Origin of the sequence: Nonomuraea sp. NPDC050680, assembly GCF_040654555.1 — a bacterium.
In the GTDB taxonomy this organism is placed as follows: Bacteria; Actinomycetota; Actinomycetes; order Streptosporangiales; family Streptosporangiaceae; genus Nonomuraea.
The window spans coordinates 121,825-146,166 of the sequence record NZ_JBFAIF010000022.1 but is presented as its reverse complement, the minus strand read 5'-3'; the positions used below and the strand labels follow the sequence as shown (position 1 = coordinate 146,166).

The following is a 24,342-nucleotide window of genomic DNA, read 5'->3' as shown; positions in this document are numbered from 1 at the left end:
TCCGGGATCCTGCTACGTCACCAGCCGCCTCTCAAGGCCGTCGAGCACCGACACGAGGCCGAAGTCGAAGCACAGCTCGCGCATCACGCGCGGATCCTCGTAGTCGGTGGCGCTGATCGCGTCCGAGAGGTCGGGGTAGTCGGCCGCGACCTTGGCGACGGTCTGGCGGAGGTCGTCCCCGTCGTAGTCGTAGCCCGCCATCGCGGTGTCCCAGGCGACCTCGGGGATCGTCATGCCGAACACGAAGGCGGTGAGCGTCGCGTTGGCGTAGTCGATGTCCGCCCCGGCGAACCCGGCCAGCTTGAACGTCTTGCGCGTCTGGTCGGCGACCATGAGCGAGTTGGGCCCCAGCGCGGGCAGACGGCCGATGAGGTCGGCCGACCACCGATGCCGCAGGATCACCTGGCGCATGCTGTGGGCCACGATCGAGGCGGCGTTCCGCCAGCCCACCTCCTCGGGGTCGGGGGCCGTCATCTCGCCCCAGATCTCGTCGTAGACCAGCTCCAGCAGCTCGTCCTTGTGGGCCACGTACCAGTAGAGGCTGGTCGCCCCCGCGCCGAGCCTCGCGCCGAGCTTGCGCATGCTCAGCCCGGCCAGGCCCTCGGCGTCGAGCAGCTCCATGGCGGCCGCGACGATCTCTTCGCGGCTGCGGCCGGGGCTGGAGCCGGCCGGCTTGCGCGGCTCGCGGAACCACACGGAGTTGTACTGCTTGCTGGTCACGACTCCAGGATAATTCCACTCGCACACTGTACGAGGTTTGTCGTACAGTGTGCGAGTGGAATCGAACACTGTGCGAGATCCCCGTCGTTGGTGGATTCTCGGCGTCCTCTGTCTGTCACTGTTGGTCCTGGTCGTCGACAACACTGTCCTCAACCTGGCCATCCCCAAACTGATCAAGGATCTGGGCGCGAGCCCCGGCGACATCCAGTGGATCATCGACGCCTACGTGCTGGCCTACGCCGGTCTGCTGCTCACCGCGGGCAGCCTGTCCGACAGGTTCGGGCGCCGGCGATTCCTGATCATCGGCCTGCTGTTCTTCGGTGGCGCGTCACTGCTGGCGGTGCTGTCGTCCGAGCCGTGGCAGGTGATCGGCTCGCGGGCTCTCATGGGCATCGGCGGGTCGCTGCTGATGCCCTCGACCCTGTCCATCCTGATGACCGTCTTCGATGAGGAGGAGCGGCGCAAGGCCATGGCCGCGTGGAGCGCCGTCGCCATGGTGGGGGTGATCGCGGGCCCCACGCTGGGCGGCTTCCTGCTCGACCACTACTGGTGGGGCTCGGTCTTCCTGCTGAACATCCCCATCGCCCTGGTCGCGGTCGTGGCCGCCGTGACGCTGATGCCGGAGACCCGCAGCGCCGGCCGGAAGATCGACCCGGTGGGCGTGGTGCTGTCGATCGTCGGTCTGACCTCGGCCGTCTACGTCATCATCGAGCGAGAGTGGAATCCGGTCGGCATCGCCATCGCCGTGGTCGCGCTGGGCGCGTTCGTGATCTGGGAGCGGCGGTCGGAGCACCCGATGCTGCCGCTCGAACTGTTCAGGAACCGCAACTTCAGCGGGGCGTCGTTCTCGATCCTGCTGATGTCGTTCGGGGCCGGAGCCGTGATGCTGATGCTGACGCAGTATCTGCAGTTCGTGCTCGGCTACGGGCCCATGCAGGCCGGGCTGGCGCTGCTGCCGTACGCCATCGCCGCGACCGTCTTCAACGTGGTCGGCGCCGGACTGGGCCAGAAGGCCAGCAACCGGGTGCTGATCTCCTCGGGGCTGGTGGTCATGTGCGGCGGTTTCGTGGTGCTCGCGACGACCACCGGCTACGTCGCGGTGCTCACCGCACTGCTGATCATGGGCGTCGGTGGCGGTCTGGCCGGGCCCGCGGCCTACGCCTCGCTGATGGGGGCCATCCCCATGGAGCACGCGGGTGTCGGCTCCGCCCTGAACGACACCGTGCAGCAGGTCGGCATGGCCATGAGCATCGCCATCCTGGGCAGCGTGCTGGCCGGGGTGTTCACCTCGGCGATGCCCGCCGACGCGCCCGAGGCGGCCAGGGAGTCGATCGGCGGCGCCTTCAAGCTGGGCATCGTGGAGCCCGCCCGCGCGGCCTTCACCGACGCCATGCACTTCGGCTCCTGGGTCGGGGCCGGGTTCTGCGTGGCGGCCGCGCTGCTCGCCCTCACGGTGCTGCGACCGGCCGCTCCCGTCGTCGCCGACACCACCGAGTCCGCCCCGGTCTAGCGGATGCGGGGCTCGCGCATGGCCTCCAGGCTGTCCAGTTTGTGCGTCCGCTCGTCGTGGCCGACCTGCCGCAGCAGGTCGGCCACCGAGCGGTAGCGGCCGTACTCGGCGGCGTAGGTGCCCGGGTCGGGGACGAAGTCCAGATCGGGGTTCTCCGCCACGAACGTCATGTACTCGTGCTCCGCATGGTCCTCGAACTCCGCGTTCAGCCGGTAACTCCAGTCGGGCCGGACCAGGAACAGCACCCACGACACGTGGTAGTAGAAGAAGGAGATCAGCCATGGCGCCGCCTGGTGCAGCAGCCAGTTCTGCTTGAGCCCGTGCCGCTGGACGAGGTCCTGCATGATCAGCAGGTGCCACTGCTCGTTGTCCTGATCGGTGCGGGCCTCCACGATGCGCTCGAAGACCCGTCTGGCCAGGCCCGAGCGGCCCGCGTGGCGGTGTACGGCCCAGTAGCCCATCCGCTCCCACGCCTGGTACGGCACGCGGGCGATGATCTCCAGCATGGCGAACTTGGTGAACGAGCCCTGCTTGCCGTACATGAGGTCGACGGGCTTGAACATCATCTTGGCCAGCAGGCTGTACTTCATGCGCGGGGTGTCGAGCGTGTCCCGCTGGGCTTGGCGCAGCTGGTGGCGGTCGAGCTTCGGCGGGCCGGGGTGCACGCCGGGCCGGTGGTCCACGGTGATGGTCATGTTCGCTCTCCCTGAGTCTTCTCTGGTGATGACTCGATGGTGGGGGAGCGGGGGGTGGCCGGTCGTCGGCCGCCGGTGGGCAATCGTGGTGCCCCCGCGGGCGTAGTGATCAAGGCGGCTGTACGCCCGCAGGCGGACGGGAGATCCCCTAGGGGATCTGGCCCGGCCGGTCCACGACTCCGCCGGCCAGATCGGCTCTCAGCCAGGCGCTCCCCTTGCGGGCGCTCGGCTTCGAGATGCCGGAGAGATACTGGTCACGGTTCCAGACGGTCCGCGTGCCGAGCAGGCGGTAGGTCTGGGAATCGAGCACGTAGTAGCGGGTAATGGGCAGCTGGCCCTCCGGCTCGTGGTACAGGCCGATGCCGGGACGGTCGTCCGCGTCGAGGACCCCCACCTCCACCTTGACGCCTGGGATCTTCGCCAGCGCCCGATAGATGGTCGCTTCCAGTTTGGGCGGCATGATGGCCCCTTGGCCCAGATAGAGAGTCAGCACGTTGAATGTCCGGACGTCGCGGGGCGCGGGGGCGCGCGGAATAGGCACCCCGTCCTCCATGAGCGGCTTGAGCCAGTGCTTGTCGCCCGCGACGTGGGCCAGCAGCTTGTACGGGTCGGTCGGCAGGGCCGCCAGCTTCTCGTAATACTGCTGCGGCGTCAGGTCGTCGTCGCCCGGGTCGAGTTGCGGGAGGTCGCTGACGTGCAACTCGCCGTCCTCGTCGATCGAGGCGGCCTGCTTGCCGTCGAACCTCATCCAGTTCTCGCTGATCGTGGTTTCGCCGTCGGCGAGTTGGACGTCCTTGGTCTTGGTGTAGACCCACTGGTCGGGCCGTGGCTTCCTGAAGGGCCGTCGCTCGGCGACCAGGGCCGCCTGCTCCAGGAGTTGGACGCTGCCCGGCCGCGTGCTGTGCGCCGGGGGCACGGGACGGGTCCGGTCCGTGGGCCTGGCGAGCGTCAGCGCGACCGCCAGTCCGGCCGCCAGGGTCCCGGCGAGCAGCGCGCGCCTGGCGAGAGGCCGCCACAGCCGGCGCCGCCCGAGGGTCGTGACCGCCGCAGCCGTCGCGGTCGTCGCGGTCGTGGCCGAAGTGAGGCGGTCGCGCAGGGCCGCGAGCCGGGCCGCGTCGGGCTCCGGCGCGTCCGCGCGTAGCCCCTGGAGCAGGTTCAGGTCATCCACGGTCGGCCTCCTCGTCGGTGATCGCGGTGGGGTCGACGCCGCCCAGCGCGGCGCGGGTGCGTTTCCTGGCCCGGTGGAGCCGGGAGCGGACGGTTCCGAGGGGGATGTCGAGCGCCCCGGCGACCTCCTCGTAGCTGAGCTGCGCCCAGGCGACCACTAAGAGCACCTCCCGGTCGTCGGCGGAGAGCGCGGCCAGCGCCTCGGCCAGCTCCCGGTGCACGGCCGAGGCCGACACCCTGGCCTCCACCCGGTCCGTGTAGCCCTCCGCCACCTCGTCGATCCCGGTTCTGGCCAGCGCCAGGTAGGACCTGACCTCCCGGCGGCGGTGGTGGCCGATGAGGTTGGCGGCCATGCCGTACAGCCAGGGGCGGGCGTCGGCGCGCCCGGGGTCGTAGTGTTCGCGCCGCCTGAACGCGGCCAGGAACGTCTCCGCGACGATGTCGTCGGCCAGCGAATCCCCCAGGCGGCGGGTGACGTAGCGATGTAAGGCGGGCGCGTGCCGGTCGAACAGCACGGCGAACGCGCCCGGGTCGCTGCGCGAGCGCCGGATCACCTCGGCGTCGTCCATGCCGCTCAACGCTCCGTCGGCGCCGTCGACCGACTCTGTTTCCACAACCACCCGGTACTCCTGTCGCCGATACTGTCAGCCCCTTTCACCCGATGGCGGGATTTGAGTTCTTGGGAGTTGTAAGTCCTTATGTCCTGACATAAGGTCGAAGTCGGTGCGAGAGTCTGCATGACATCATGTAAGGGGATTTGGTGTCGTGTGGACATGTTGGAGGTGGGTGTGGCGATGACGAGCCGGGATACTCGAAGGATGTCGGAGCTTCTCGCCCGCCACCGGGCCGTGATCCCCAACTGGGTGGCACTCAACTACAACGAGCCGATCGAGATCGTCAGTGGCAAGGGCAATCGCGTCGTCGACGCCGATGGCAAGAGCTACCTCGACTTCTTCGCCGGCATCCTCACCAACATGATCGGGTACGACGTGCCCGAGGTGCGCGAGGCCGTCGAGCGTCAGCTCGCCACGGGAGTCGTCCACACCAGTACGGTCTACCTGCTGCGCGGCCAGATCGAGCTGGCGGAGAAGATCGCCAGGCTCTCCGGCATCCCCGATGCCAAGGTCTTCTTCACCAACTCCGGCACCGAGGCGAACGAGACCGCGCTGTTGCTGGCCACATACGCGCGCAAGAGCGACCAGGTGCTCGCCATGCGGCAGAGCTACCACGGCCGCAGCTTCGGCGCGATCAGCGTCACCTCCAACCGGACGTGGAAGAACAACTCGCTCTCCCCGCTGAACGTGCACTTCCTGCACGGCGCCGACCGGCAGCTCACCCAGTTCAAGGGGCTGTCGGACGCCGACTACATCGCGGCCTGCGTCGACGACCTGCGCCACGTGCTGGTCACGGCCGTCTCCAATGACGTGGCCGCGCTGATCGCCGAGCCCATCCAGGGCGTGGGCGGGTTCACGATGGCCCCTGACGGGCTGTTCGCCGCCTACAAGGAGGTTCTGGACGAGCAGGGCATCCTGTTCATCTCCGATGAGGTGCAGACGGGCTGGGGGCGCACCGGCAGCGCGTTCTTCGGCATCCAGAACCATGGCGTGACGCCCGACATGATGACGTTCGCCAAGGGCCTGGGCAACGGGTTCGCGGTCGGCGGCGTCGTGGCCCGGGGTGACCTGATGGACAGCCTGCCCGCCGTGGGCCTGGCCACCTTCGGCGGCAACCCGATCTCCATGGCCGCCGCCAACGCCACGCTCGACTACGTGCTCGACCACGATCTCCAGGCCAACGCCGCCAGGACCGGCAAGATCATCACTGATGGCCTGCGCGCGGCGGCCGAGCGGCTGCCGATCATGAAGGCCGTGCGCGGCAAGGGCCTGATGTTCGCCGTCGAGCTGGAGAGCCCCGCGCAGGCCGCGCGGTTCATGGAGGAGACCAAGAAGGCGGGGCTGCTCGCGGGCAAGGGCGGTCTGTACGGCACCGCCATCCGCATGGCGCCGCCGCTCACCCTCACGGTGGACGAAGCCACCGAGGGCCTGGGCATCATCGTTCACGCACTGGAAGTCATCAACGCAGAGGCAGCGACGCAGTGAAGCTTGTCAAGCACTGGATCAACGGAGCTCTCGCCGACGGCGACAGCCGTACCCAGGAGATCTTCGACCCGGCGACCGGCGAGGTCAGCGGGCACGTCGCGCTGGCCTCGGCCGCCGACGTCGACGCGGCCGTGGCCGCCGCCGTGGCGGCCTTCCCCGCCTGGCGTGACGCTTCGCTGACCAAACGGGCGCAGGTGCTGTTCCGCTTCCGCGAGCTGATGTACGCCCACCGTGACGAGGTGGCCGCGCTCATCTCCTCCGAGCACGGGAAGGTGCACTCCGACGCGCTCGGCGAGGTCGCCCGCGGCCTGGAGGTCGTGGAGTTCGCCTGCGGGATCCCGCACCTTCTCAAGGGCGGCTTCTCCGAGGGCGTCTCGACCCGGGTCGACTCCTACTCGCTGCGCCAGCCGCTCGGGGTGGTGGCCGGCATCACGCCGTTCAACTTCCCGGCCATGGTGCCGATGTGGATGTACCCGATCGCGATCGCCTGCGGCAACGCGTTCGTGCTCAAGCCGTCGGAGAAGGATCCGTCCGCGTCGCTGCTGATGGCACGGCTCTGGCAGGAGGCCGGGTTGCCCGACGGCGTCTTCAACGTCGTCCAGGGCGACAAGGTCGCCGTCGACCGGCTGCTGGAGCACCCCGACGTGCGCGGCGTCTCCTTCGTCGGCTCGACCCCCATCGCCAGGTACGTCTACGAGAGCGGCACCAGCCACGGCAAGCGGGTGCAGGCGCTCGGCGGCGCCAAGAACCACATGCTCGTGCTGCCCGACGCCGACCTCGACCTGGTCGCCGACTCGGCCGTGTCGGCCGGCTTCGGCTCGGCCGGCGAGCGGTGCATGGCGATCTCCGTCGTGCTGGCCGTCGACCCGGTGGGCGACGAGCTCGTCCAGAAGATCGTCGAACGCGTCGACAAGCTGGTGATCGGCCCGGGCTCCGACCCCAGGTCCGAGATGGGGCCGCTGGTCACCGAGGCGCACCGCGACAAGGTCGCCTCCTACCTCGACCTCGGCGTCGAGGAGGGCGCCAAGCTGGTCGTGGACGGCCGTGACACGCGCGTCGAAGGCGGCGGCAAGGCGTCGGAGACGCCCGGCTTCTGGCTCGGCCCGACCGTGCTCGACCACGTGCCGGCCGGCTCGCGGGTGCACACCGAGGAGATCTTCGGCCCGGTCCTGACGATCGTCCGCGTCGGCTCGTACGAGGAGGGCCTGGGGCTCATCAACGGCGGTGCCTACGGCAACGGCACCGCGATCTTCACCAACGACGGCGGCGCGGCCCGGCGCTTCCAGAACGAGGTCGAGGTCGGCATGATCGGCATCAACGTGCCGATCCCGGTGCCGATGGCGTTCTACAGCTTCGGCGGCTGGAAAGCGTCGCTGTTCGGCGACACGCACGTGCACGGCACCGAGGGCGTCCACTTCTACACCCGCGGCAAGGTCGTCACCTCACGCTGGCTCGACCCGTCGCACGGCGGCGTGAACCTGGGCTTCCCCACCAACGGGTGATCGATCTCCACCCGGGGAGGGGCGCGGCCAGGCGTCCCTCCCCGTCGTGTGCCCGATAAACTCCAGCACACGAACGAGGGGGGAACGTGGATCGCCGCATACCTGCCATGGCGCTGGCCATGACGGCTCTGATCGCCAGCATGGGGGCGGCGGCCCCGTCACCGAAGAAGACCCCGACCCCCACACCGTCGGCGAGTCCGACGCAGGGCGACGGCACGCTGCAGATCCTCACCTACCGCGGCTACGCCGAATACGGCGGCACCAGCCCCAGGGTCAACTGGGTGGGCGACTTCGAGAAGACGACCGGCTGCCGCATCGCCCGCCTCGACACCGTGCAGACCGCCGACGACATGGCGAAGTACGTCGGCTCGCGCTCATACGACGTGATCTCGGCGGGCCCGGTGCTGGCCGCCTCGATGATCGAGGCCAAGCAGGTGCAGCCCATCGAGCCGGCCAAGGTCACCGGTTACGACGACCTGACCAAGCGCTTTCGCGACATGACCAAGGTGTCGGGCAAGATCTACGGCGTGCCGTACCTGTGGGGGTTCCACGAATTCCTCTACGACTCGACCAGGATCAAGGGCGGCGGCCTCAAGCAGGTCTTCCAGTCGGACCGTGTGTCGCTCAAGGAGGGCCCGCTGACCATCGCCGACGCGGCGCTCACCGACGGCAGCGTGGACGATCCCTTCGAGCTGACCAAGAGCCAGCTGGACCGGGCGATGGCGCTGCTGGGCGAGCACAAGGGCCGCACCTACTGGAAGAATCCGCTCGACCTGGTCAAGGGCTTCGCCACGGGCTCGCTCGACTACGCGCAGGCCACGCCGTACTATCGCCTGCTCCTGCAGAAGGCCGGCAAGCCGATCAAGGCGGTCAGCGCGCGCGAGACGACCGGCTGGCTCGACTCCTGGATGCTCGGCGCGAACATCCCCAACACCGACTGCGCCTACCGCTGGCTGAGCTGGATGGCGGCGGCTTCGGCCCAGCGCGACGCGGCCGCCTGGGTCGGTCTGGCGCCGGCCAACCCCAAGGCGTGCAAAGGGCGGGCCAAGCAGATGTGCGACGCGTACGGCGCCGACAAGCCGAAGTGGCTCGACCGGGTCGCCTTCGCCACTCGGCCGCCGGGGGGTTGCCGGGGATCTATAGGGGAATGCACTGATTACGCGACTTGGACCAAGCAGTGGGGCACACTGGTGAATTGAGCGGGGGCTGCTTACCCACACATGACTTTCGCCGCAGGCACGCCCCGTCCCCCCGCTGGGCCGTGCCTGCAGAGACGCCCCGGGCCTCCCCCCGCTCCGGGGCGTCTCGCTGTTCCGGACGGCCGGCCGGAAATTCGACTGAATGACCAGTCAGTGAGTATGTTCTGCTCATGAGAATCCTTCTGGTCGGCGCCGGCGGCGTCGGCTCCGCTGTCGTGCCCATCGCCGCGCGCCGAGATTTCTTCGAACACATCGTGGTCGCCGACTCCCAACAGAGCCGGGCGGCGCGGGCCGTCGCCGGCGTGGACGATCCGCGCTTCAGCGCGATCAGCCTCGACGCCGCCGACCGGGTGGCGGTGGCGGCGGCGCTCCGGGAGCACCGGTGCGACGTGCTGTTCAACGCCGTCGATCCGCGGTTCACGATGCCGCTGTTCGAGGCGGCGCTGGCGGCCGGGGCGGACTACCTGGACATGGCGATGTCGCTGTCCAGGCCGCACTCCAGCCGGCCGTACGAGATGCCGGGGGTGAAGCTGGGCGACGAGCAGTTCGCGCGCGACGAGGAGTGGCGGGCGCGGGACCGGCTCGCGCTCGTCGGGATGGGCGTGGAGCCGGGGCTGGCCGACGTGTTCGCCCGCTACGCCGCCGACCACCTGTTCGACGGCATCGACGAGATCGGCGTCAGGGACGGCTCGAACCTGGTCGTGGACGGCTACGACTTCGCGCCGACGTTCTCCATCTGGACGACGATCGAGGAGTGCCTCAACCCGCCCGTCGTCTGGGAGGACGGGCGGTGGCACACGACCGAGCCGTTCAGCGAACCCGAGGTGTTCGACTTCCCCGAGGGCATCGGTCCCGTGGAGTGCGTGAACGTCGAGCACGAGGAGGTGCTGCTCGTGCCCCGCTGGATCCCGGCCAGGCGGGTGACGTTCAAGTACGGGCTCGGCGAGGAGTTCATCGGCGTGCTCAAGACCCTTCACAAGCTCGGGCTGGACAGCGCCGACAAGATCAGGGTGGGCGGTGCCGACGTGGCGCCGCGTGACCTGGTGGCGGCGAGCCTGCCCGACCCGGCCACCCTCGGCGACCGGATGCACGGCAAGACGTGCGCGGGGACCTGGGTGAAGGGCACCGGCAAGGACGGCGGGCCCCGCGAGGTCTACCTCTATCACGTGGTCGACAACGCCTGGTCGATGCGCGAGTACGGCTCGCAGGCCGTCGTCTGGCAGACCGCCGTCCACCCCGTGGTCGCGCTGGAACTGCTGGCCCGCGGCGCCTGGAAGGGCACGGGCGTGCTGGGGCCGGAGGCGTTCGACGCGGTGCCGTTCCTCGACCTGCTGACCGAGTACGGCTCGCCCTGGCGGATCCGCGAGGCGGCCGCCTGACGCCGTCTCCAGCGCGCGGGGGAAAGGCTCTGGCGCGCAGGAAAGGCTCTGGCGCGCGGGAAGGCTCTAGCGCGCGGGGAAGGCGACCACGGTGGCCATCGGCGCCGGGATGAGCGCTTCGGCGCAGTCGCTGCAGGCCAGCACGGGAGAGTCGTCGGGGAAGCGCCCGACGCGGACGCGTGGCCTGGGCCATCTCTTGTGGCAGACCACGCAGGCTTCACCCTCGAGCTGTGCCCGGCTCAAACCATCAGGGTCGAACGTCAACATTCTCTGTGCCGTTCCTGTCGGACCCCAGTTCATCATGCTCCCAGCAGCGGTAGGCCACTCGTATACCGGATCCGTTATAAGCCCGGGCGTGCTCCTGATCGTCTAGGGCAGCGTCAAGCCCGAGTGAATTCTCTACCCGGCTCACACCCCTTACACCTACAAAAACGGGCATCCAGCCACAAGCTGGATGCCCGTTTCGCACGTTTCCTACAGTTCAGCGAAAGCTTTCTCCAGGATGCCGAGACCCTCCTCCAGGAGGTGCTCGGGCATGACCAGCGGCGGCAGGAAGCGCAGCACGTTGCCGTACGTGCCCGCGGTGAGCACCAGCAGGCCCTCCGCGTGGCAGCGCCGGACGACCTCGGCGAGTGCGGCCGGGTTCGGCTCCTTCGTGCCCGGCTGGACCAGCTCGACGGCGATCATCGCGCCACGGCCGCGCACGTCGCCGATCACGTCGAAGCGCTCGCGCAGCGCGTGCAGCCGGGGGAGCATGATGTCGCCGATGCGGCGGGCCTTGGCGACCAGGTCCTCCTCGATGATCGTCTCCAGCACGCCCAGCGCGGCGGCGCAGGCGACCGGGTTGCCGCCGTACGTGCCGCCGAGGCCGCCGGAGTGCACCTTGTCCATGATCTCCGCGCGGCCGGTGACGGCGGCGAGCGGGAGGCCGCCCGCGATGCCCTTGGCGGTGGTGATGAGGTCGGGCACGATGCCCTCGTCCTCGCAGGCGAACATCCGCCCGGTACGCGCGAAGCCGGTCTGCACCTCGTCGGCGACGAACACGATGCCGTTGTCCCGGCAGAACTCGGCGATCCTCGGCAGGAAGCCCTTGGCCGGCTCGATGAACCCGCCTTCGCCGGCGATCGGCTCGATCACCACGGCGGCGACGTTCTCCGCGCCGATCTGCTTGACGATCATGTCGATGGCCTGCGCGGCGGCCTCCTCCGCGCAGTTCTCCGGGCCCGTCGGCCAGCGGAAGGGGTAGGCCAGCGGCACCCGGTACACCTCTGGCGCGAACGGGCCGAAGCCCTGCTTGTAGGGCATGTTCTTGGCCGTCAGCGTCATGGTCAGCAGCGTGCGGCCGTGGTAGCCGTGGTCGAACACGACGACCGCCGGGCGGCCCGTGGCGTGCCTGGCGATCTTGACGGCGTTCTCGACGGCCTCGGCGCCGGTGTTCAGCAGGACCGTGCGCTTCTCGTGGTCGCCGGGGGTCAGCTCGTTGAGCTTCTCGCAGACCTCCACGTACGACTCGTACGGGGTGACCATGAAACAGGTGTGGGTGAAGTCGGCGACCTGCTCCTGGACCCGCTCGACCACCTTGGGCGCGGCATTGCCGACGCTGGTCACGGCGATGCCGGAGCCGAAGTCGATCAGCGAGTTGCCGTCGGCGTCCTGGACGACGCCGCCGCCGGCGCGCGTCACGAAGACCGGCAGCGCGGTGCCGATGCCCGGGGGCACGGCGGCCTGCTTGCGGGCCAGCAACTCCTGCGATTTCGAGCCTGGGATCGCGGTGACGAGACGACGCTCCTGCGGAATGCTCATAGGCCCGACGGTACGCCGGGCGCTCACCTGGCCCGATGCGTCGATATGTCACACTGGGGTGCCAGTCTTTGCCGGAATGGACAACTCGTATGGCGCCTTCGCTGCGGACCGTGGTGCGACGGACAGGGCTGCGGCCGCTGGTCGGCACCTTGGACTCGGTCGTGCGCTGGGTGGCCGTCAGCGAGCTGGAGGATCCCACGCCCTACCTGGAGGGCGACGAACTCCTCCTGACCACGGGCATGCGCCTGGAAGGCGACTTTTCGCAATATGTCGCCCGCCTCGTGGCGCGTGGCGTGACCGGGCTCGCCCTCGGCGTCGGGCTCTCGCACGAAGAGGTGCCGCCCGCGCTGCTTGAGGCGGCCACCGCGGCCGGGCTGCCGCTGCTGGAGGTGCCGCGCGAGACGCCGTTCATCGAGGTCGGCAAGGCGGTCAGCGACCTGCTCGCCGCCGAGCAGTACGACGAGATCACCCGCGCCTTCGCCGCCCAGGGCCGCCTCACGCGGGCGGCCCTGCGGACCGAGGGCCCGTACGCGGTCATCGACCGGCTGGCCAAGGAGGTCGGCGGCTGGGCCGCTCTGCTGGACGAGCACGGCGAGGTACGGCACGCCACCCGCGCCGCCAAGGCCGATGCGGCGGCCCGCGAACTGGCCCGGCTGCGCGGCGAGCACGGTGGCTGGCGGGGCGGCGGAGCGAACGGGCGGCCGCCCGCGAGCCTGGCACTCTCCGGGCCGGACGAGCACGTCGTGCTGCAGCCGCTGGGCGGGGGGCCGAGGCCGCGCGGGTTCTTCGTCGTCGGGGCGTCCCGGGCGTTCTCGCCCGTCACGCAGACGGTCATCAACGCGGCCGGATCGCTGCTCACGCTGGCCGTCGAGCAGGGCGGCGCGCAGCGGGAGGCCGAGCGGCGGGTGCGCTCGGCCGTACTGAGGCTCCTGCTGGACGGTGGAAGGGGGCAGGCGGGCGCGGTGCTGGCGCCGCTCGGGGGGCGGCTGCCGGAGGAACCGGTGGTGGTGCTGGCGGTGGCGGGCGACGCGCTCGACTCGGTGGAGCCGCACGCTTTCACCGCCCGCTTCCCTGACGCTGAAACCGCTCCGCTCGGATCGCCGGTCGTGGTGCTCGTGGCCGCGGCGCAGGCCGAGAGGGTGGCCTCGCTCGCCGGGGGGACCGTCGGGATGAGCGCGCCCAGCGCGTACGGTGAGCTGCCCGGCGCGCTCGACCAGGCCAGGCGGGCCTTCGAGAGCGGCCGTGACGGCCTCGTCAGGTTCGCCGACCTCGCCGGCCAGGGGCTGCTGGCCCTGCTCGACCCCGCCGCCGCCCAGGCGTTCGCGGCGGCGCTGCTCGCGCCCCTCACCAGGTACGGCTCGCGGGCCGACCTGATGGAGTCGCTGCGCGCCTACATCGGCAGCAACGGCCACTGGGACGCGGCGGCCCAGCGGCTCGGCATCCACCGCCACACGCTCCGCTACCGCATGAAGCGGGTCACCGAACTGCTGGGCCGGGACCTGGACGATCCCGGTGTGCGCGCCGAGCTCTGGATCGCGCTGGCGGCTACTTCTTCGGCTTGTCCACCAGATAGCAGCAGATCGTCGCCGTCGTGACCGCCTCGTAGGTGCGGCCGTCACGCAGGTGACCGGCCCGCTCCAGGCTGATCGCGCCCTGGGCGGCGGCCCACAGCGCGTCGGCGATCTTACGTGGCTGGGTCGGGACGAGATAGCCGGCGGAGATGCAGTCGGCGATCACCCGGTCGAGGATGTTGAGCGCCGCGCGGGCCAATGTCCTGGCCCGCTCGCTGGGTTCGAAACCGGGGATCGCCCGCTCGAACATCAAGCTGTAGTAGCCGGGCTCGGCCAGACACGCCTGACGGTAGGCGGGGCCGAGCGCGGTGAGGTTCTCAAGGGCGTCCCGCCGCTGTGGGACCGCGTCCAGAAAGCGCCGGAAGCGCTCGAATCCCTCCAGGTAGAGGGCCTCCGCCAGCCCTTCCCTGTTGCCGAACATCGTGTAGATCACCGTTGTCGTGCAACCGGCCTCCGTGGCGATCCTGCGCATGGTCAAGCTCTCGGGGCCGTCGCTGAGCAGCAGGTTGACCGCGACGTCGAGAAGCCGGGAACGTAGTTCGTCATGGGTGGCCCGCTCACCGAGCAAGTAGGCGCCTTGGAGCCCGAGAGGCGCCGAGGAGGTCATGGGGCCACGCCTTTCTGCGTCGGGGGCCCGCCGCGCTGAGGACCCGCACACGATGACTTAGCCAGCCGGGAGAAAGTTCAAACCGCCCTGCATGGTAAACATCCCGAATTAGGTCTACTTCTGTTACATCCTGGGTAGGCAAGGGAGGTTGTACTTAACGGCGGGGTCTGGTGGGGGTCTTGTGCACGGTGGTGTACGTCCCCGATCGTCGCCTTGGCATAACGTCGGGAACATGGACGTGCGTACCTTCTGGCTCGCGGGCCGGCCAGCCACCGGCGACTCCCAGCTCACCGTGACCAATCCCCATGACGGTCGCGACGTCGGCCGCTGTTCCGTGCCGACCGATGCCCAGGTCGAGGAGGCCATCGCGGCCGCCCACGCGGTCGCCCGGCAGGCCGCCGCGCTCCCCGCGCACGTACGCGCCGAAGCGCTGGCCCACGTCTCGCGCCGCATCGCGGAGCGGGCCGACGAGATCGCCCACCTGATCACCGCCGAGAACGGCAAGCCGATCTTCTGGGCCCGGGGCGAGGTCACCCGCGCGATCGCCACCTTCCGCTTCGCCGCCGAGGAGACCCGCCGCTGGTCGGGCGGCGTGCAGCGGCTCGACACCGAGCCCGCCGCCGCCGGGCGCCTGGCGTACGTGTCCCGTCTGCCGTACGGGCCGGTGCTCGCGATCACGCCGTTCAACTTCCCGCTGAACCTGGTCGCCCACAAGGTCGCGCCCGCCATCGCCGTCGGCGCGCCCGTCATCGTCAAGCCGGCGCCCGCCACGCCGCTCACCTCGCTCCTGCTCGGCGAGATCCTGGCCGAGACCGACCTGCCCGCCGGGATGTTCTCCGTGCTGCCGGTCGAGAACGAGCGCGCCTCCGTCCTGGTGGATGATCCCAGGCTGCCGGTGGTGTCGTTCACCGGCTCGGCGCCGGTCGGTTACGCGATCGCCGACCAGATCCCGCGCAAGCGTGTGACGCTCGAACTCGGTGGCAACGCCGCGGCCGTCGTGCTGGCCGACGCCGATCTCGACTGGGCGGCCCAGCGCGTCGCCCTGTTCTCCAACTACCAGGCCGGTCAGAGCTGCATCGCCGTGCAGCGGGTGATCGTCGAGCAGCCTGTCTACGACGCGTTCGTCGAGCGCCTGCTCCCGGCCGTCGCCGGACTTGTCACCGGCGATCCGGCCGACGAGAAGACGCAGGTCGGGCCGCTGGTCTCGGCCCACGCCGCCGAACGCGTCGAGCAGTGGGTCCAGGAGGCGGTGGACGGGGGCGCCTGCGTGCTCGCGGGTGGCACCCGCGAGGGTGCCACGTACGCGCCCACCGTCCTGGCCGACGTGCCCCCCGACGCCAAGGTCCTGCGCGAGGAGGTCTTCGGGCCGGTCATGGTGCTGCAGCCCGCCGCGAACATCGACGAGGCGTACGCGATGGTCAACGCCTCCAGGTACGGCCTGCAGGCCGGCGTGTTCACGCGGTCGCTGGACGCGGCCTTCCGGGCCAACCGGGAGCTGGAGGTGGGCGGCGTGATCATCGGGGACGTGCCGTCGTACCGGGCCGACCAGATGCCCTACGGCGGCGTGAAGGACTCCGGCATCGGCCGCGAGGGCCTGCACTCGGCGATGACGGACTACACCTACGAGAAGGTCATGGTGCTGACCGGCCTGTCGCTCTGAACTATGCCCGCTGGGCGGTGTCGAACAGGGCCTTGGCGGCGTCGCCGAAGTAGGGGCCGTACATGGTGCGCTGGTCGTCGCTGTACTTGAAGCTGCTCAGCGACGTGATCTCGCCGGTGCCCGTGGCGGGGTCGAAGCCGGACAGCCACGGGCCGCCGCTGGAGCCCGCCGTCATGTCGCAGCCGATGCCCTGGTCGCGGGTCTGCTTGTAGGGGTCGCCGTGCAGGCGGCCCGCGCAGTAGACCAGGTGCTCGCCGTCGTAGGGCGGGTCGGCCGGGAAACCGAAGCCGAACGTCTGGCCGCCGCGCGCGGCGTTGAAGGCGATCTGCTGGGCGCCGACCACGTCGGTGACGTGCCGGCTCTCCGCGGTCGTCAGAGCCACCATGCCCACGTCGTAGCTGTCGTCGGCGGAGTGCGCCCACGGGCCGGTGACGAACATGCGACGGGCGGCGTACTGGCCGTAGGGGTGGCCGCCGCCGCCGCGGTAGCCGGGCACGAACTGCCAGTTGGCCGCCCACTCGCCGGTGCCGTCCTTGACGCAGTGGCCGGCCGTGACCACGAGGTCCCTGCTCGCGCTCTTGACCGTGCTCGCGGAGCACACGAAGTCGATCCCGCTGACGGTCAGGAAGACGCGGCCGGTGGTGCGGGTCACCGCGCCGCCGGTCAGCCAGCGGGAGCCGGACGTGGTGGTCAGGGGCCGGGCCGACTGGAGGCGGGGAACGGGGATCTTGGCCTTCTGGCCGGTCACCTTGTCGCCGGTCGCTTTCTCCCCGGTCGCTTTCTCGCCGGTCGCTGTCTCCCCGGTCAGACCGGGCGCCGCGGTGATCCCTGTCTTCTTGGCGAGGCCGCCCAGCAGGCCGTCACGCTTGGTCACGATGCCGAGCATGTCGATCGGCAGTGCGTCGGCCATCCGGGCCGGTGTCCAGTAGTCGAGCACGCGCCGCTGCTCGGCGGGGCTGCGGGCGGCCACGTGCTCGACCACCTCCGTCCGCTTGGCCGTGTGCACGACCCGCTTGGCGACGGTATGGGCGGGGTCGTGATGCTGGACGGGCATGGCGCCGATGAGTGCGGGGCCCATCAGCCCCGTGACGAGCGGTACGGCTGTCAGCAAGGGGGTGCTCAGGCTCATGACCCCCGAGTGTGCACCACAAGATGTGTTCTTGTGACTACTTTCGGTGAATGGCTTCAGGGGGCGTTGGTGCTCTGGGCGGCTTGGTAGACGGCTTGGGCCTCTGACCCGAAATAAGGGCCGAACATCCATTTAGCGGCGAAGTTGTATTTGAAGCTGTTGACGGAGTTCTGGGTGCCGAGGCCGGTCGTTTCATTAAAATTCTGGAACCATGGACTGCCGCTCGAACCGCCGGTCATGTCGCAGGTCAGACCCTGATCCTTGGACATCAGGAAATCGTCGAACGCGCGGCCGCCGCAGTAGGTCAGCTTCGAGCCGTCGTAGGGGGCCCGCCGCCGGGTAGCCGAAGGCGTACATCTGCTGGCGCCCCCGGCGGTGAGGGTGAGGATGGAAATCAGAGCGACTCTGCGGTGCATTACGTACCTCCCGAAATCCCAGATCTGAGGCTGGAAGGTAGCGGCTCCAATATCCCGATTTCTCGGGATTTGCGCATACGGATATGGGGATATTTGGGCATTGATGTAGATGAATATCTGGTGTCACAGGCGTTGCCATATTCAGGGGCAGGGGAGCCGCGTGCCGGTTTGCTTCCGGCAGCGGGGACAATGGACGGGTGCACGCAGACACCTTCCGCTCCGTCGTCGTCCTCGGCTCCACCGGCTCGATCGGCACCCAGGCGCTCGATGTCATCGGCGCCGATCCGGGCAGGTTCAGGATCGCCGGGCTCGCGGCCGGTGGCGGGAAGGTCGAGCTACTCGCCGAGCAGGCGGCCGAGCACGGCGCCGAGGTGGTGGCCGTGGCCGACGCCGACGCCGTACCGGCGCTGAAGGAGGCGCTCGCGGCGCGCGGCGCGAGCCCGGTGGTGCTCGCGGGCCCCGAGGGGGTCGCGGAGGCGGCGGCGTGGCCGTGCGACACGGTGCTCAACGGCATCACCGGCGCGCTCGGCCTGACCTCCACGCTGGTCGCGCTGGAGGCGGGCAGGACACTCGCCCTGGCCAACAAGGAGTCGCTGATCATCGGCGGGCCGCTGGTCAAGCGGCTGGCCGCGCCGGGGCAGATCCTGCCCGTCGACTCCGAACACTCGGCCGTGCAGCAGTGCCTGTGGGCGGGCGGCCCCGACGGTCACCGGCCCGAGGCGGTCAAGCGGCTGGTCATCACCGCGAGCGGCGGGCCGTTCAGGGGGCGCAAGCGCGCCGACCTGTTCGACGTCACGCCCGAGATGGCCCTGGCACACCCCACCTGGTCCATGGGTCCCATGATCACCATCAACTCGGCCACCCTGGTCAACAAGGGGCTGGAGGTGATCGAGGCGCACCTGCTGTTCGACATCGGCTTCGACCGGATCGAGGTCGTGGTGCATCCTCAGTCGATCATCCACTCCATGGTCGAGTACATCGACGGCTCCACCATCGCCCAGGCCAGCCCGCCCGACATGCGGCTGCCGATCGCGCTCGCGCTCGGCCACCCCGAGCGGATCGCGGGCGCCGCGGCCCCCATCGACTGGACCCGGGCCCAGCAGTGGACCTTCGAGCCGCTCGACAACGAGGCTTTCCCCGCCGTCGCTCTGGCCAGGCACGTCGGCACCGAGGGCGGCACCGCGCCCGCCGTCTACAACGCGGCCAACGAGGCGTGCCTGGAGGCGTTCATCGGCGGCGGGTTGCCGTTCCCGGCGATCGTCGACACGGTCGCCAAGGTCGTCGAAGAGCACCGGGTGACCCCCGCGGACTCGGTCGAGGAGGTGCTCGCCGCCGACGCCTGGGCTCGCACTCGCGCGAGCGAGCTCGTACGGGGCGTGGCCGGCGGATGAGACCTGGGACGGAGCTCACAGCCCGGCAGTCCCACGGGCTACCTACACTGGATACCGTTACCGAAACTCAAGGGTTGAAATGTCTTCTGTAGCACTCGGCATCCCCACGGTCCGTCCCAAGCCGCTCGCCCAACGCCGGCACTCCCGCCAGATCATGGTCGGTAGCGTCCCGGTCGGTGGCGACGCGCCGGTCTCCGTGCAGTCGATGACCACCACGGTGACCGCCGACGTCAACGCCACCCTGCAGCAGATCGCCGAGCTGACCGCCTCGGGCTGCCAGATCGTGCGGGTGGCCGTGCCGTCGCAGGACGACGCCGACGCGCTGCCCATCATTGCCCGCAAGTCACAGATCCCGGTCATCGCCGACATTCACTTCCAGCCGAAGTACGTGTTCGCGGCCATCGAGGCGGGCTGCGCGGCCGTGCGCGTCAACCCCGGCAATATCAAGAAATTTGATGACAAAGTGGGCGAGATCGCGCGGGCGGCGGCCGATCACGGCGTGCCGATCCGCATCGGCGTCAACGCCGGCTCGCTCGACCCCAGGCTGCTGCAGAAGTACGGCAAGGCGACGCCTGAGGCGCTGACCGAGTCGGCGCTGTGGGAGTGCTCGCTGTTCGAGGAGCACGGGTTCCGCGACATCAAGATCTCGGTCAAGCACAACGACCCCGTCGTCATGATCAACGCGTACCGGCTGCTGGCCGCCCAGTGCGACTACCCGCTGCACCTGGGTGTGACCGAGGCCGGTCCGGCCTTCCAGGGCACGATCAAGTCGGCGGTCGCGTTCGGCGCGCTGCTGGCGGAGGGCATCGGCGACACCATCCGCGTCTCGCTGTCGGCGCCGCCGGTCGAGGAGGTCAAGGTCGGCACGCAGATCCTGGAGTCACTCGGACTGCGGGAGCGCGGGCTGGAGATCGTCTCGTGCCCGTCGTGCGGGCGGGCGCAGGTCGATGTCTACACGCTGGCTGAGCAGGTGCAGGCGGGGCTCGAGGGGCTGAAGGTGCCGCTGCGGGTGGCCGTCATGGGCTGCGTCGTCAACGGGCCGGGGGAGGCCCGCGAGGCCGACCTGGGCGTGGCCTCGGGCAACGGCAAGGGGCAGATCTTCGTCAAGGGCGAGGTCGTGAAGACGGTCCCCGAGTCGCAGATCGTCGAGACCCTGATCGACGAGGCCCTGCGCATCGCCGACTCGATGGGCATCGAGCTCGATGGCGAGCCTGAGGTTGTCGTCGGCTGATTTAGAACTCATATTTTTTACGGCTCAGCCCGGTCGGCCCCAGACACCGACCGGGCTGAGCTCTGTCCAGGGGCACGCTCCTCCGGTGGAGGTGGTGCGGCGCCGTGACGTGCGCACTCTTGGCCAGTGGCGGGGCAAACCGGGCACCCTGGGCGTCCGCGACTTCGTTACGGCGTGCAATTGGGCGATTACAGATTGGTAAGCGTTCTTCCATACCCAGCGTCATGAGTCGGTTACTCAGGGACCATCGGTCTGCCAATCGAATGGGAGGCCGTGTGAAGCGGGTCGTAAGAGTGGTCGTCGGGATGGCGATGCTGGTGCCGGTGCTCGGCGGAGCGAGTAGCGCCGTGGCCGCTGGGAGCGCCATGAGTTCAGGACTGAGCTGGGGGCCCTGCCCGGTGTCGTCTCCGGCGGCGTCGTCGAAGACGGAGACGGAGACGGCCGATTCCGGGACGGCCATCGGTCGGTCCGCGCCCGCGGTGAGCGGTGTGGAGTGCGCTTCCGTGCGGGTGCCGCTCGACTACAACGAGCCGCTGGGGCAGTCGATCACGCTGGCGCTCAACCGGATCAAGGCCAAGGTGCCGCGCGAGGGCGACTACCTGGGCCCGCTGCTGGTCAACCCCGGCGGGCCGGGCGCCTCGGGCCGGTCGCTGGCCGAGTACGTGTCGGCGACGCTCTCGCAGAAGGCCGCCGACCGTTACGACATCATCGGCTTCGACCCGCGCGGCGTGGGCAACAGCGAGCCCGCCATGCACTGCGTCGATCCCGCCGTCTACTACGCCGCGCCCAGGCCCGACGCGGTGCCGCGCGATGAGGAAGACGAGAAGGTGCTGCTCGGCAGGGCCAGCGAATACGCCAGCCGGTGCGGCGACCTGTACGCGTGGCTGCTGCCCTACCTGACCACCGAGAACACCGCCCGCGACATGGACAGCATACGCACGGCCCTCGGCGAGCCGCAGATCAGCTTCCTGGGCTACTCCTACGGCACCTACATCGGCGCCGTCTACGCCACGCTCTTCCCCGACCGGGTCAAACACCTCGTCCTGGACAGCACGGTCGACCCGGACGGCGTCTGGTACAAGGCCAACCTGGCCCAGGACCGCGCCTTCGAGCGCCGGCACCGCGCCTTCCTGGCCTGGACCGCCAAGAACAACGCCGTCTACAAGCTCGGCGGCTCGCTCACCCAGACCTCGTTCGCCTGGTACGCGATGCGCTCCAGGCTGCACGACCGCCCGGCCGCCGGGGTGGTCGGCCCCAGCGAGCTCGACGACGCCTTCACCGTGGCCGGCTACACCGACAGGATCTGGCCCGACCTCGCCGCCGCCTGGTCCAGGTACGTGCGGCAGGCCGACGCGAAGGCACTGGTCGACGTCTACAACAAGTACGGCAAGCCGGACGCCGACGAGGAGAACGGCTACGCCATCTACCTGAGCGTGCAGTGCCGCGACGCCCAGTGGCCCAGGTCCTGGGACAAGTGGCGGACGGACATGACCCGGGTGTACCGGCAGGCGCCGTTCCTCACCTGGTCCAATGCCTGGTACAACGCCCCGTGCGCGTTCTGGCCCATACCGGCCGGCACTCCGGTCAAGATCAACGCGTCCAAGCGGCTGCCCCCGATCCTGATGATCCAGTCGAAGGACGACGCCGCGACGCCATACCAGGGCGCCCTGAACATGCGCAAGCTGTTCCCGAGCGCCCGCATGGTCGTCGACGCGGGCGGCAACCACGGGTCCTCGCTGTCGGGGAACCAGTGCGTGGACCGCCACCTGGTCGCGTACCTGGTCGACGGCACGTTGCCGCGGCACACCGCCAACTGTGACAAACTGCCGGCGCCCAAGCCCACGGCCCATATGGCGGCCCTTCGTCCTCTAGGTCACGAAAGGCGCACCGAGCTCCTCGCCAGATGAGCTATTCGGTGGTCGTTCGCGTAGTCTGACCATGTGATGCTGCGTACATCGGCGTCGCGTGTGCTCGATGACAGCGACCGGGACGAAGCTCTTGCCTTGCTCGACTTCGATCCGGTCGCGAACGTCTTCGTCTCCTCCCGGGTGCGGACCGTCGGACTCAATCCGGCGCGGCTGGGCGGGCAGATGTGGGGGTTCGGGCCGCGCGGCGGGCTCGTCTCGCTCTGCTACGCGGGGGCGAACATGGTGCCGGTCAACGCCGGTCCCGAAGCCGTGCATGCGTTCGCCGACCGCGCCCGCAAGCAGGGCCGCCGCTGCTCGTCCATCGTGGGCCCCGCCGACGCGGTGTCGCTGCTGTGGGAGCGCCTGGAGCCGTACTGGGGCCGGGCCCGCACGATCCGCTGGACGCAGCCGGTCATGGCCACCTCGCGCAGGTCGCCCGTGCCCGCCGATCCGCTGGTCCAGCGGGTACGCCCGGACCAGTTCGAAACGCTGTTGCCCGCCTGCGTCTCGATGTTCACCGAGGAAGTGGGGGTCTCACCCAACCTCGGCGACGGCGGCGCCCTCTACCGGACCAGGGTGGCCGAGCTGATCCGCATCGGCAGGTCCTACGCGCGCATCGACGACGGCCGCGTGGTGTTCAAGGCCGAGGTCGGTGCGGTCACTCCCCATGCCTGCCAGATCCAGGGGGTGTGGGTCGACCCCGCGCTGCGCGGCCAGGGACACGCGGTTGCCGGGATGGCCGCGGTGGTGGACGCCGCCCTTGACTGCTTCGCTCCCGTGGTCTCGCTGTACGTCAACGACTTCAACCACTCGGCGCGGGCGGTCTACCGGAAGGTGGGTTTCCACGAGGTGGACACGTTCATGTCCGTGCTGTTCTAGCGCGGTGTCCACGAACGCTCGCCGGGCATCCGTTCTTCCGCTTTCCGGGGGCCCTTCATAGGGACCTTGCCACAATGGGCCGTGCTCGTCCGCTGCCACGGGAGGGGGTTCCCCTTCTAGGGACCCCAGCCACGACGGACCGTCACACGGATGGGGACGGTCGTGTGACGTAGAGGTCAGAGCCGGACCAGTTTGTCGAAGAGTCTGGCCAACTCGGTGTCCGGGTCGGCGGTGAGACCGGCGTGGACCGGGCCGGTCTGCACGATCGTGCTGCGCGGTGCCGTCAGCCAGCGGAACCTTCCGCCGAGCGACTCCTTGACCAGCGGTCCGGCCTCCTCGCCGCAGGCCAGTTCGTAGGCACTGAGCGCCTGTCGTACACCGTCGACGTCCACCGCCGGGTCGAGGGCGCGCAGCCGGGTCGCGTTGAGATCGACCCGCGCGCAGAGGTAGTCGCGTGGCTGGCAGTAGAGCAGCACGCCCGCGTTGATCAGCTCGCCGCGCTCGACGCGCGGCATCACGCGGATCACCGCGTACTCGTAGACGTCCCTGCTCATCGGTCGCCTCCGCGCCAGAACTCGCCGACGGAACCCGGCCCCGTTGGCCCGCCGACCGGGGTCTCGGGCGGTCTCAGCCACTCGTACGGTGCCCGCGCGCGCTGGAGCAGGTGCTCGACATAGGCGTCGCGGACGGCCTGCGCCGAGTCGAAGCCAGGCTCGTCGTCGAGCCATTCGTCGGGCACCAGCGCGGTGACGGTCTCCAGGAGCTCGGGAGTGATCTTCGCGGACAGCTCGGCCGCCGCGCCCTCCAGGTGGGTGGCGAACGGCGCCAGCACATGGTCTCCCACGTCGAACGGCCGTCGCGGGTCGGCGGTCCGCCAGTTGTGGTGGAACCAGAGCGCCGCGCCATGGTCGATCAGCCAGATGTCGCGGTGCCAGACGAGCAGGTTGGGGTTGCGCCAGCTGCGGTCGATGTTGTGGATCAGGCCGTCGAACCAGACCACTCGCGAGGCGAACATCCGGTCGGGCGTCCACGTCAGCGGCTCGAACCCGAGAGAGCCGGGCAGGAAGTCGATCGCCAGGTTGAGGCCGGTGCTGGCCTTGAGCAGGTCCTGCACCTCCTCGTCGGGCTCCCGGACGGCGATCTGCGGGTCGAGGTCGATCAGCTTGATCTCGGGAGTGCGGAGTCCGAGCCGCCTGGCCAGCTCGCCCGAGATGATCTCCGCCACGAGCACCCGGCGGCCCTGGCCCGCTCCCCGGAACTTCACCACGTAGGTGCCGAGATCATCCGCCTCGACCACACCCGGCAGCGACCCGCCCTCACGCAGCGGCGTCACATAACGGGTCGCCGCGATCTTATCCAGCACGACACGAGGTTATCGCCCTGCGTGACCGCTTCCGCCCCACTGCCTCACCAGCCGCGGTGCACAGGCATGGTCATGGGCGTGTCCTCGCGCGGGCGGTCAAGCGCGGGCTCGGAT

The 24,342-nt window shown here is 69.6% G+C and carries 22 protein-coding genes; 11 read left to right on the top strand and 11 right to left on the bottom strand.

Translation table 11 applies throughout. The features are described 5' to 3' along the window. Nucleotides 1–12: 12 nt before the first annotated feature. Nucleotides 13–720: a TetR/AcrR family transcriptional regulator C-terminal domain-containing protein gene (locus tag AB0H88_RS43445; RefSeq protein WP_357654625.1), complete on the bottom strand. Its 708-nt coding sequence runs from the start codon at nt 718–720 to the stop codon at nt 13–15. 55 nt (nt 721–775) lie between these two features. Between AB0H88_RS43445 and AB0H88_RS43440 the strand changes: the two genes are divergently transcribed. Continuing rightward, on the top strand, nt 776–2,230 hold the full coding sequence (locus AB0H88_RS43440; RefSeq protein WP_357654623.1) for an MFS transporter: 1,455 nt from the start codon (nt 776–778) through the stop codon (nt 2,228–2,230). On the opposite strand, the gene AB0H88_RS43435 is transcribed toward AB0H88_RS43440, so the two are convergent. From AB0H88_RS43435 to AB0H88_RS43425, 3 genes are all read right to left on the bottom strand, one after another. Next, nucleotides 2,227–2,925: an alternative oxidase gene (locus AB0H88_RS43435; protein ID WP_357654621.1), complete on the bottom strand. Its 699-nt coding sequence runs from the start codon at nt 2,923–2,925 to the stop codon at nt 2,227–2,229. The genes AB0H88_RS43440 and AB0H88_RS43435 overlap by 4 nt on opposite strands. A 148-nt stretch (nt 2,926–3,073) precedes the next feature. Then, complete coding sequence (locus AB0H88_RS43430) at nt 3,074–4,093, bottom strand: CU044_5270 family protein (protein WP_357654619.1); 1,020 nt, start codon at nt 4,091–4,093, stop codon at nt 3,074–3,076. After that, complete coding sequence (locus tag AB0H88_RS43425; protein WP_357654617.1) at nt 4,086–4,712, bottom strand: RNA polymerase sigma factor; 627 nt, start codon at nt 4,710–4,712, stop codon at nt 4,086–4,088. Before AB0H88_RS43425 ends, AB0H88_RS43430 begins: the two co-directional genes overlap by 8 nt. 198 nt (nt 4,713–4,910) lie before the next feature. Here AB0H88_RS43425 and AB0H88_RS43420 point away from each other — a divergent pair, with 198 nt between their 5' ends. The 4 genes from AB0H88_RS43420 (at nt 4,911) to AB0H88_RS43405 (ending at nt 10,271) form a co-directional block, all read left to right on the top strand. Further along, nucleotides 4,911–6,191 (top strand): aspartate aminotransferase family protein, encoded by a 1,281-nt coding sequence (locus AB0H88_RS43420; RefSeq protein WP_357654615.1) that lies wholly within the window; start codon nt 4,911–4,913, stop codon nt 6,189–6,191. Then, complete coding sequence (locus tag AB0H88_RS43415; RefSeq protein ID WP_357654613.1) at nt 6,188–7,693, top strand: CoA-acylating methylmalonate-semialdehyde dehydrogenase; 1,506 nt, start codon at nt 6,188–6,190, stop codon at nt 7,691–7,693. Before AB0H88_RS43420 ends, AB0H88_RS43415 begins: the two co-directional genes overlap by 4 nt. A gap of 86 nt (nt 7,694–7,779) precedes the next feature. Next, nucleotides 7,780–8,892 (top strand): extracellular solute-binding protein, encoded by a 1,113-nt coding sequence (locus AB0H88_RS43410; RefSeq protein WP_357654611.1) that lies wholly within the window; start codon nt 7,780–7,782, stop codon nt 8,890–8,892. Nucleotides 8,893–9,062: 170 nt separating this feature from the next. Beyond that, on the top strand, nt 9,063–10,271 hold the full coding sequence (locus AB0H88_RS43405) for a saccharopine dehydrogenase C-terminal domain-containing protein (protein WP_357654609.1): 1,209 nt from the start codon (nt 9,063–9,065) through the stop codon (nt 10,269–10,271). Nucleotides 10,272–10,337: 66 nt separating this feature from the next. Here the strand turns inward: AB0H88_RS43405 and AB0H88_RS43400 are convergent, their stop codons facing one another. After that, entirely contained in the window at nt 10,338–10,514 is a 177-nt protein-coding gene (locus AB0H88_RS43400) for a hypothetical protein (RefSeq protein WP_357654607.1), read from the bottom strand. Between the two features lie 231 nt (nt 10,515–10,745). After that, nucleotides 10,746–12,074: a 4-aminobutyrate--2-oxoglutarate transaminase gene (gabT, locus tag AB0H88_RS43395; RefSeq protein WP_357654605.1), complete on the bottom strand. Its 1,329-nt coding sequence runs from the start codon at nt 12,072–12,074 to the stop codon at nt 10,746–10,748. Nucleotides 12,075–12,163: 89 nt separating this feature from the next. Between gabT and AB0H88_RS43390 the strand changes: the two genes are divergently transcribed. Further along, nucleotides 12,164–13,669: a PucR family transcriptional regulator gene (locus AB0H88_RS43390; protein ID WP_357654603.1), complete on the top strand. Its 1,506-nt coding sequence runs from the start codon at nt 12,164–12,166 to the stop codon at nt 13,667–13,669. On the opposite strand, the gene AB0H88_RS43385 is transcribed toward AB0H88_RS43390, so the two are convergent. Then, a complete protein-coding gene (locus tag AB0H88_RS43385; protein ID WP_357654602.1) occupies nt 13,620–14,252 on the bottom strand; it encodes a TetR/AcrR family transcriptional regulator in 633 nt (210 codons plus the stop codon). The genes AB0H88_RS43390 and AB0H88_RS43385 overlap by 50 nt on opposite strands. A 232-nt stretch (nt 14,253–14,484) precedes the next feature. Here AB0H88_RS43385 and AB0H88_RS43380 point away from each other — a divergent pair, with 232 nt between their 5' ends. Next, nucleotides 14,485–15,912 (top strand): aldehyde dehydrogenase family protein, encoded by a 1,428-nt coding sequence (locus tag AB0H88_RS43380; protein WP_357654600.1) that lies wholly within the window; start codon nt 14,485–14,487, stop codon nt 15,910–15,912. Between the two features lies 1 nt (nt 15,913). Here the strand turns inward: AB0H88_RS43380 and AB0H88_RS43375 are convergent, their stop codons facing one another. Both AB0H88_RS43375 and AB0H88_RS43370 read right to left on the bottom strand, forming a co-directional pair. After that, nucleotides 15,914–17,041: a hypothetical protein gene (locus AB0H88_RS43375; protein ID WP_357654599.1), complete on the bottom strand. Its 1,128-nt coding sequence runs from the start codon at nt 17,039–17,041 to the stop codon at nt 15,914–15,916. A gap of 56 nt (nt 17,042–17,097) precedes the next feature. Beyond that, nucleotides 17,098–17,457 carry a hypothetical protein gene (locus tag AB0H88_RS43370; protein ID WP_357654598.1) on the bottom strand — a complete coding sequence of 120 codons (360 nt, stop codon included), beginning with the start codon at nt 17,455–17,457 and terminating at the stop codon, nt 17,098–17,100. Between the two features lie 197 nt (nt 17,458–17,654). Here AB0H88_RS43370 and dxr point away from each other — a divergent pair, with 197 nt between their 5' ends. From dxr to AB0H88_RS43350, 4 genes are all read left to right on the top strand, one after another. Next, entirely contained in the window at nt 17,655–18,848 is a 1,194-nt protein-coding gene (gene dxr / locus AB0H88_RS43365; protein WP_357654597.1) for a 1-deoxy-D-xylulose-5-phosphate reductoisomerase, read from the top strand. 79 nt (nt 18,849–18,927) lie between these two features. After that, nucleotides 18,928–20,079 carry a flavodoxin-dependent (E)-4-hydroxy-3-methylbut-2-enyl-diphosphate synthase gene (ispG, locus tag AB0H88_RS43360; protein WP_357654596.1) on the top strand — a complete coding sequence of 384 codons (1,152 nt, stop codon included), beginning with the start codon at nt 18,928–18,930 and terminating at the stop codon, nt 20,077–20,079. A 275-nt stretch (nt 20,080–20,354) separates the two neighbouring features. Continuing rightward, a complete protein-coding gene (locus AB0H88_RS43355) occupies nt 20,355–21,986 on the top strand; it encodes an alpha/beta hydrolase (protein WP_357654594.1) in 1,632 nt (543 codons plus the stop codon). Nucleotides 21,987–22,022: 36 nt separating this feature from the next. After that, nucleotides 22,023–22,865: a GNAT family N-acetyltransferase gene (locus AB0H88_RS43350; protein WP_357654654.1), complete on the top strand. Its 843-nt coding sequence runs from the start codon at nt 22,023–22,025 to the stop codon at nt 22,863–22,865. A 176-nt stretch (nt 22,866–23,041) separates the two neighbouring features. On the opposite strand, the gene AB0H88_RS43345 is transcribed toward AB0H88_RS43350, so the two are convergent. Both AB0H88_RS43345 and AB0H88_RS43340 read right to left on the bottom strand, forming a co-directional pair. Further along, on the bottom strand, nt 23,042–23,419 hold the full coding sequence (locus tag AB0H88_RS43345) for a DUF3037 domain-containing protein (RefSeq protein ID WP_357654592.1): 378 nt from the start codon (nt 23,417–23,419) through the stop codon (nt 23,042–23,044). Further along, a complete protein-coding gene (locus AB0H88_RS43340; RefSeq protein WP_357654590.1) occupies nt 23,416–24,228 on the bottom strand; it encodes a HipA family kinase in 813 nt (270 codons plus the stop codon). The genes AB0H88_RS43345 and AB0H88_RS43340 overlap by 4 nt, the downstream gene beginning before the upstream one ends. Between the last annotated feature and the right edge of the window lie 114 nt (nt 24,229–24,342).

Bases quoted from the DNA above. Each gene is read 5' to 3' on its own strand.
- AB0H88_RS43435 (WP_357654621.1), bottom strand. From the start codon at position 2,925: ATGACCATCACCGTGGACCACCGGCCCGGCGTGCACCCCGGCCCGCCG.
- AB0H88_RS43420 (WP_357654615.1), top strand. From the start codon at position 4,911: ATGTCGGAGCTTCTCGCCCGCCACCGGGCCGTGATCCCCAACTGGGTG.
- AB0H88_RS43405 (WP_357654609.1), top strand. From the start codon at position 9,063: ATGAGAATCCTTCTGGTCGGCGCCGGCGGCGTCGGCTCCGCTGTCGTG.
- gabT (WP_357654605.1), bottom strand. From the start codon at position 12,074: ATGAGCATTCCGCAGGAGCGTCGTCTCGTCACCGCGATCCCAGGCTCG.
- AB0H88_RS43390 (WP_357654603.1), top strand. From the start codon at position 12,164: ATGGCGCCTTCGCTGCGGACCGTGGTGCGACGGACAGGGCTGCGGCCG.
- AB0H88_RS43385 (WP_357654602.1), bottom strand. From the start codon at position 14,252: ATGACCTCCTCGGCGCCTCTCGGGCTCCAAGGCGCCTACTTGCTCGGT.
- AB0H88_RS43380 (WP_357654600.1), top strand. From the start codon at position 14,485: ATGGACGTGCGTACCTTCTGGCTCGCGGGCCGGCCAGCCACCGGCGAC.
- AB0H88_RS43375 (WP_357654599.1), bottom strand. From the start codon at position 17,041: ATGAGCCTGAGCACCCCCTTGCTGACAGCCGTACCGCTCGTCACGGGG.
- AB0H88_RS43370 (WP_357654598.1), bottom strand. From the start codon at position 17,457: ATGCACCGCAGAGTCGCTCTGATTTCCATCCTCACCCTCACCGCCGGG.
- ispG (WP_357654596.1), top strand. From the start codon at position 18,928: ATGTCTTCTGTAGCACTCGGCATCCCCACGGTCCGTCCCAAGCCGCTC.
- AB0H88_RS43350 (WP_357654654.1), top strand. From the start codon at position 22,023: ATGCTGCGTACATCGGCGTCGCGTGTGCTCGATGACAGCGACCGGGAC.
- AB0H88_RS43345 (WP_357654592.1), bottom strand. From the start codon at position 23,419: ATGAGCAGGGACGTCTACGAGTACGCGGTGATCCGCGTGATGCCGCGC.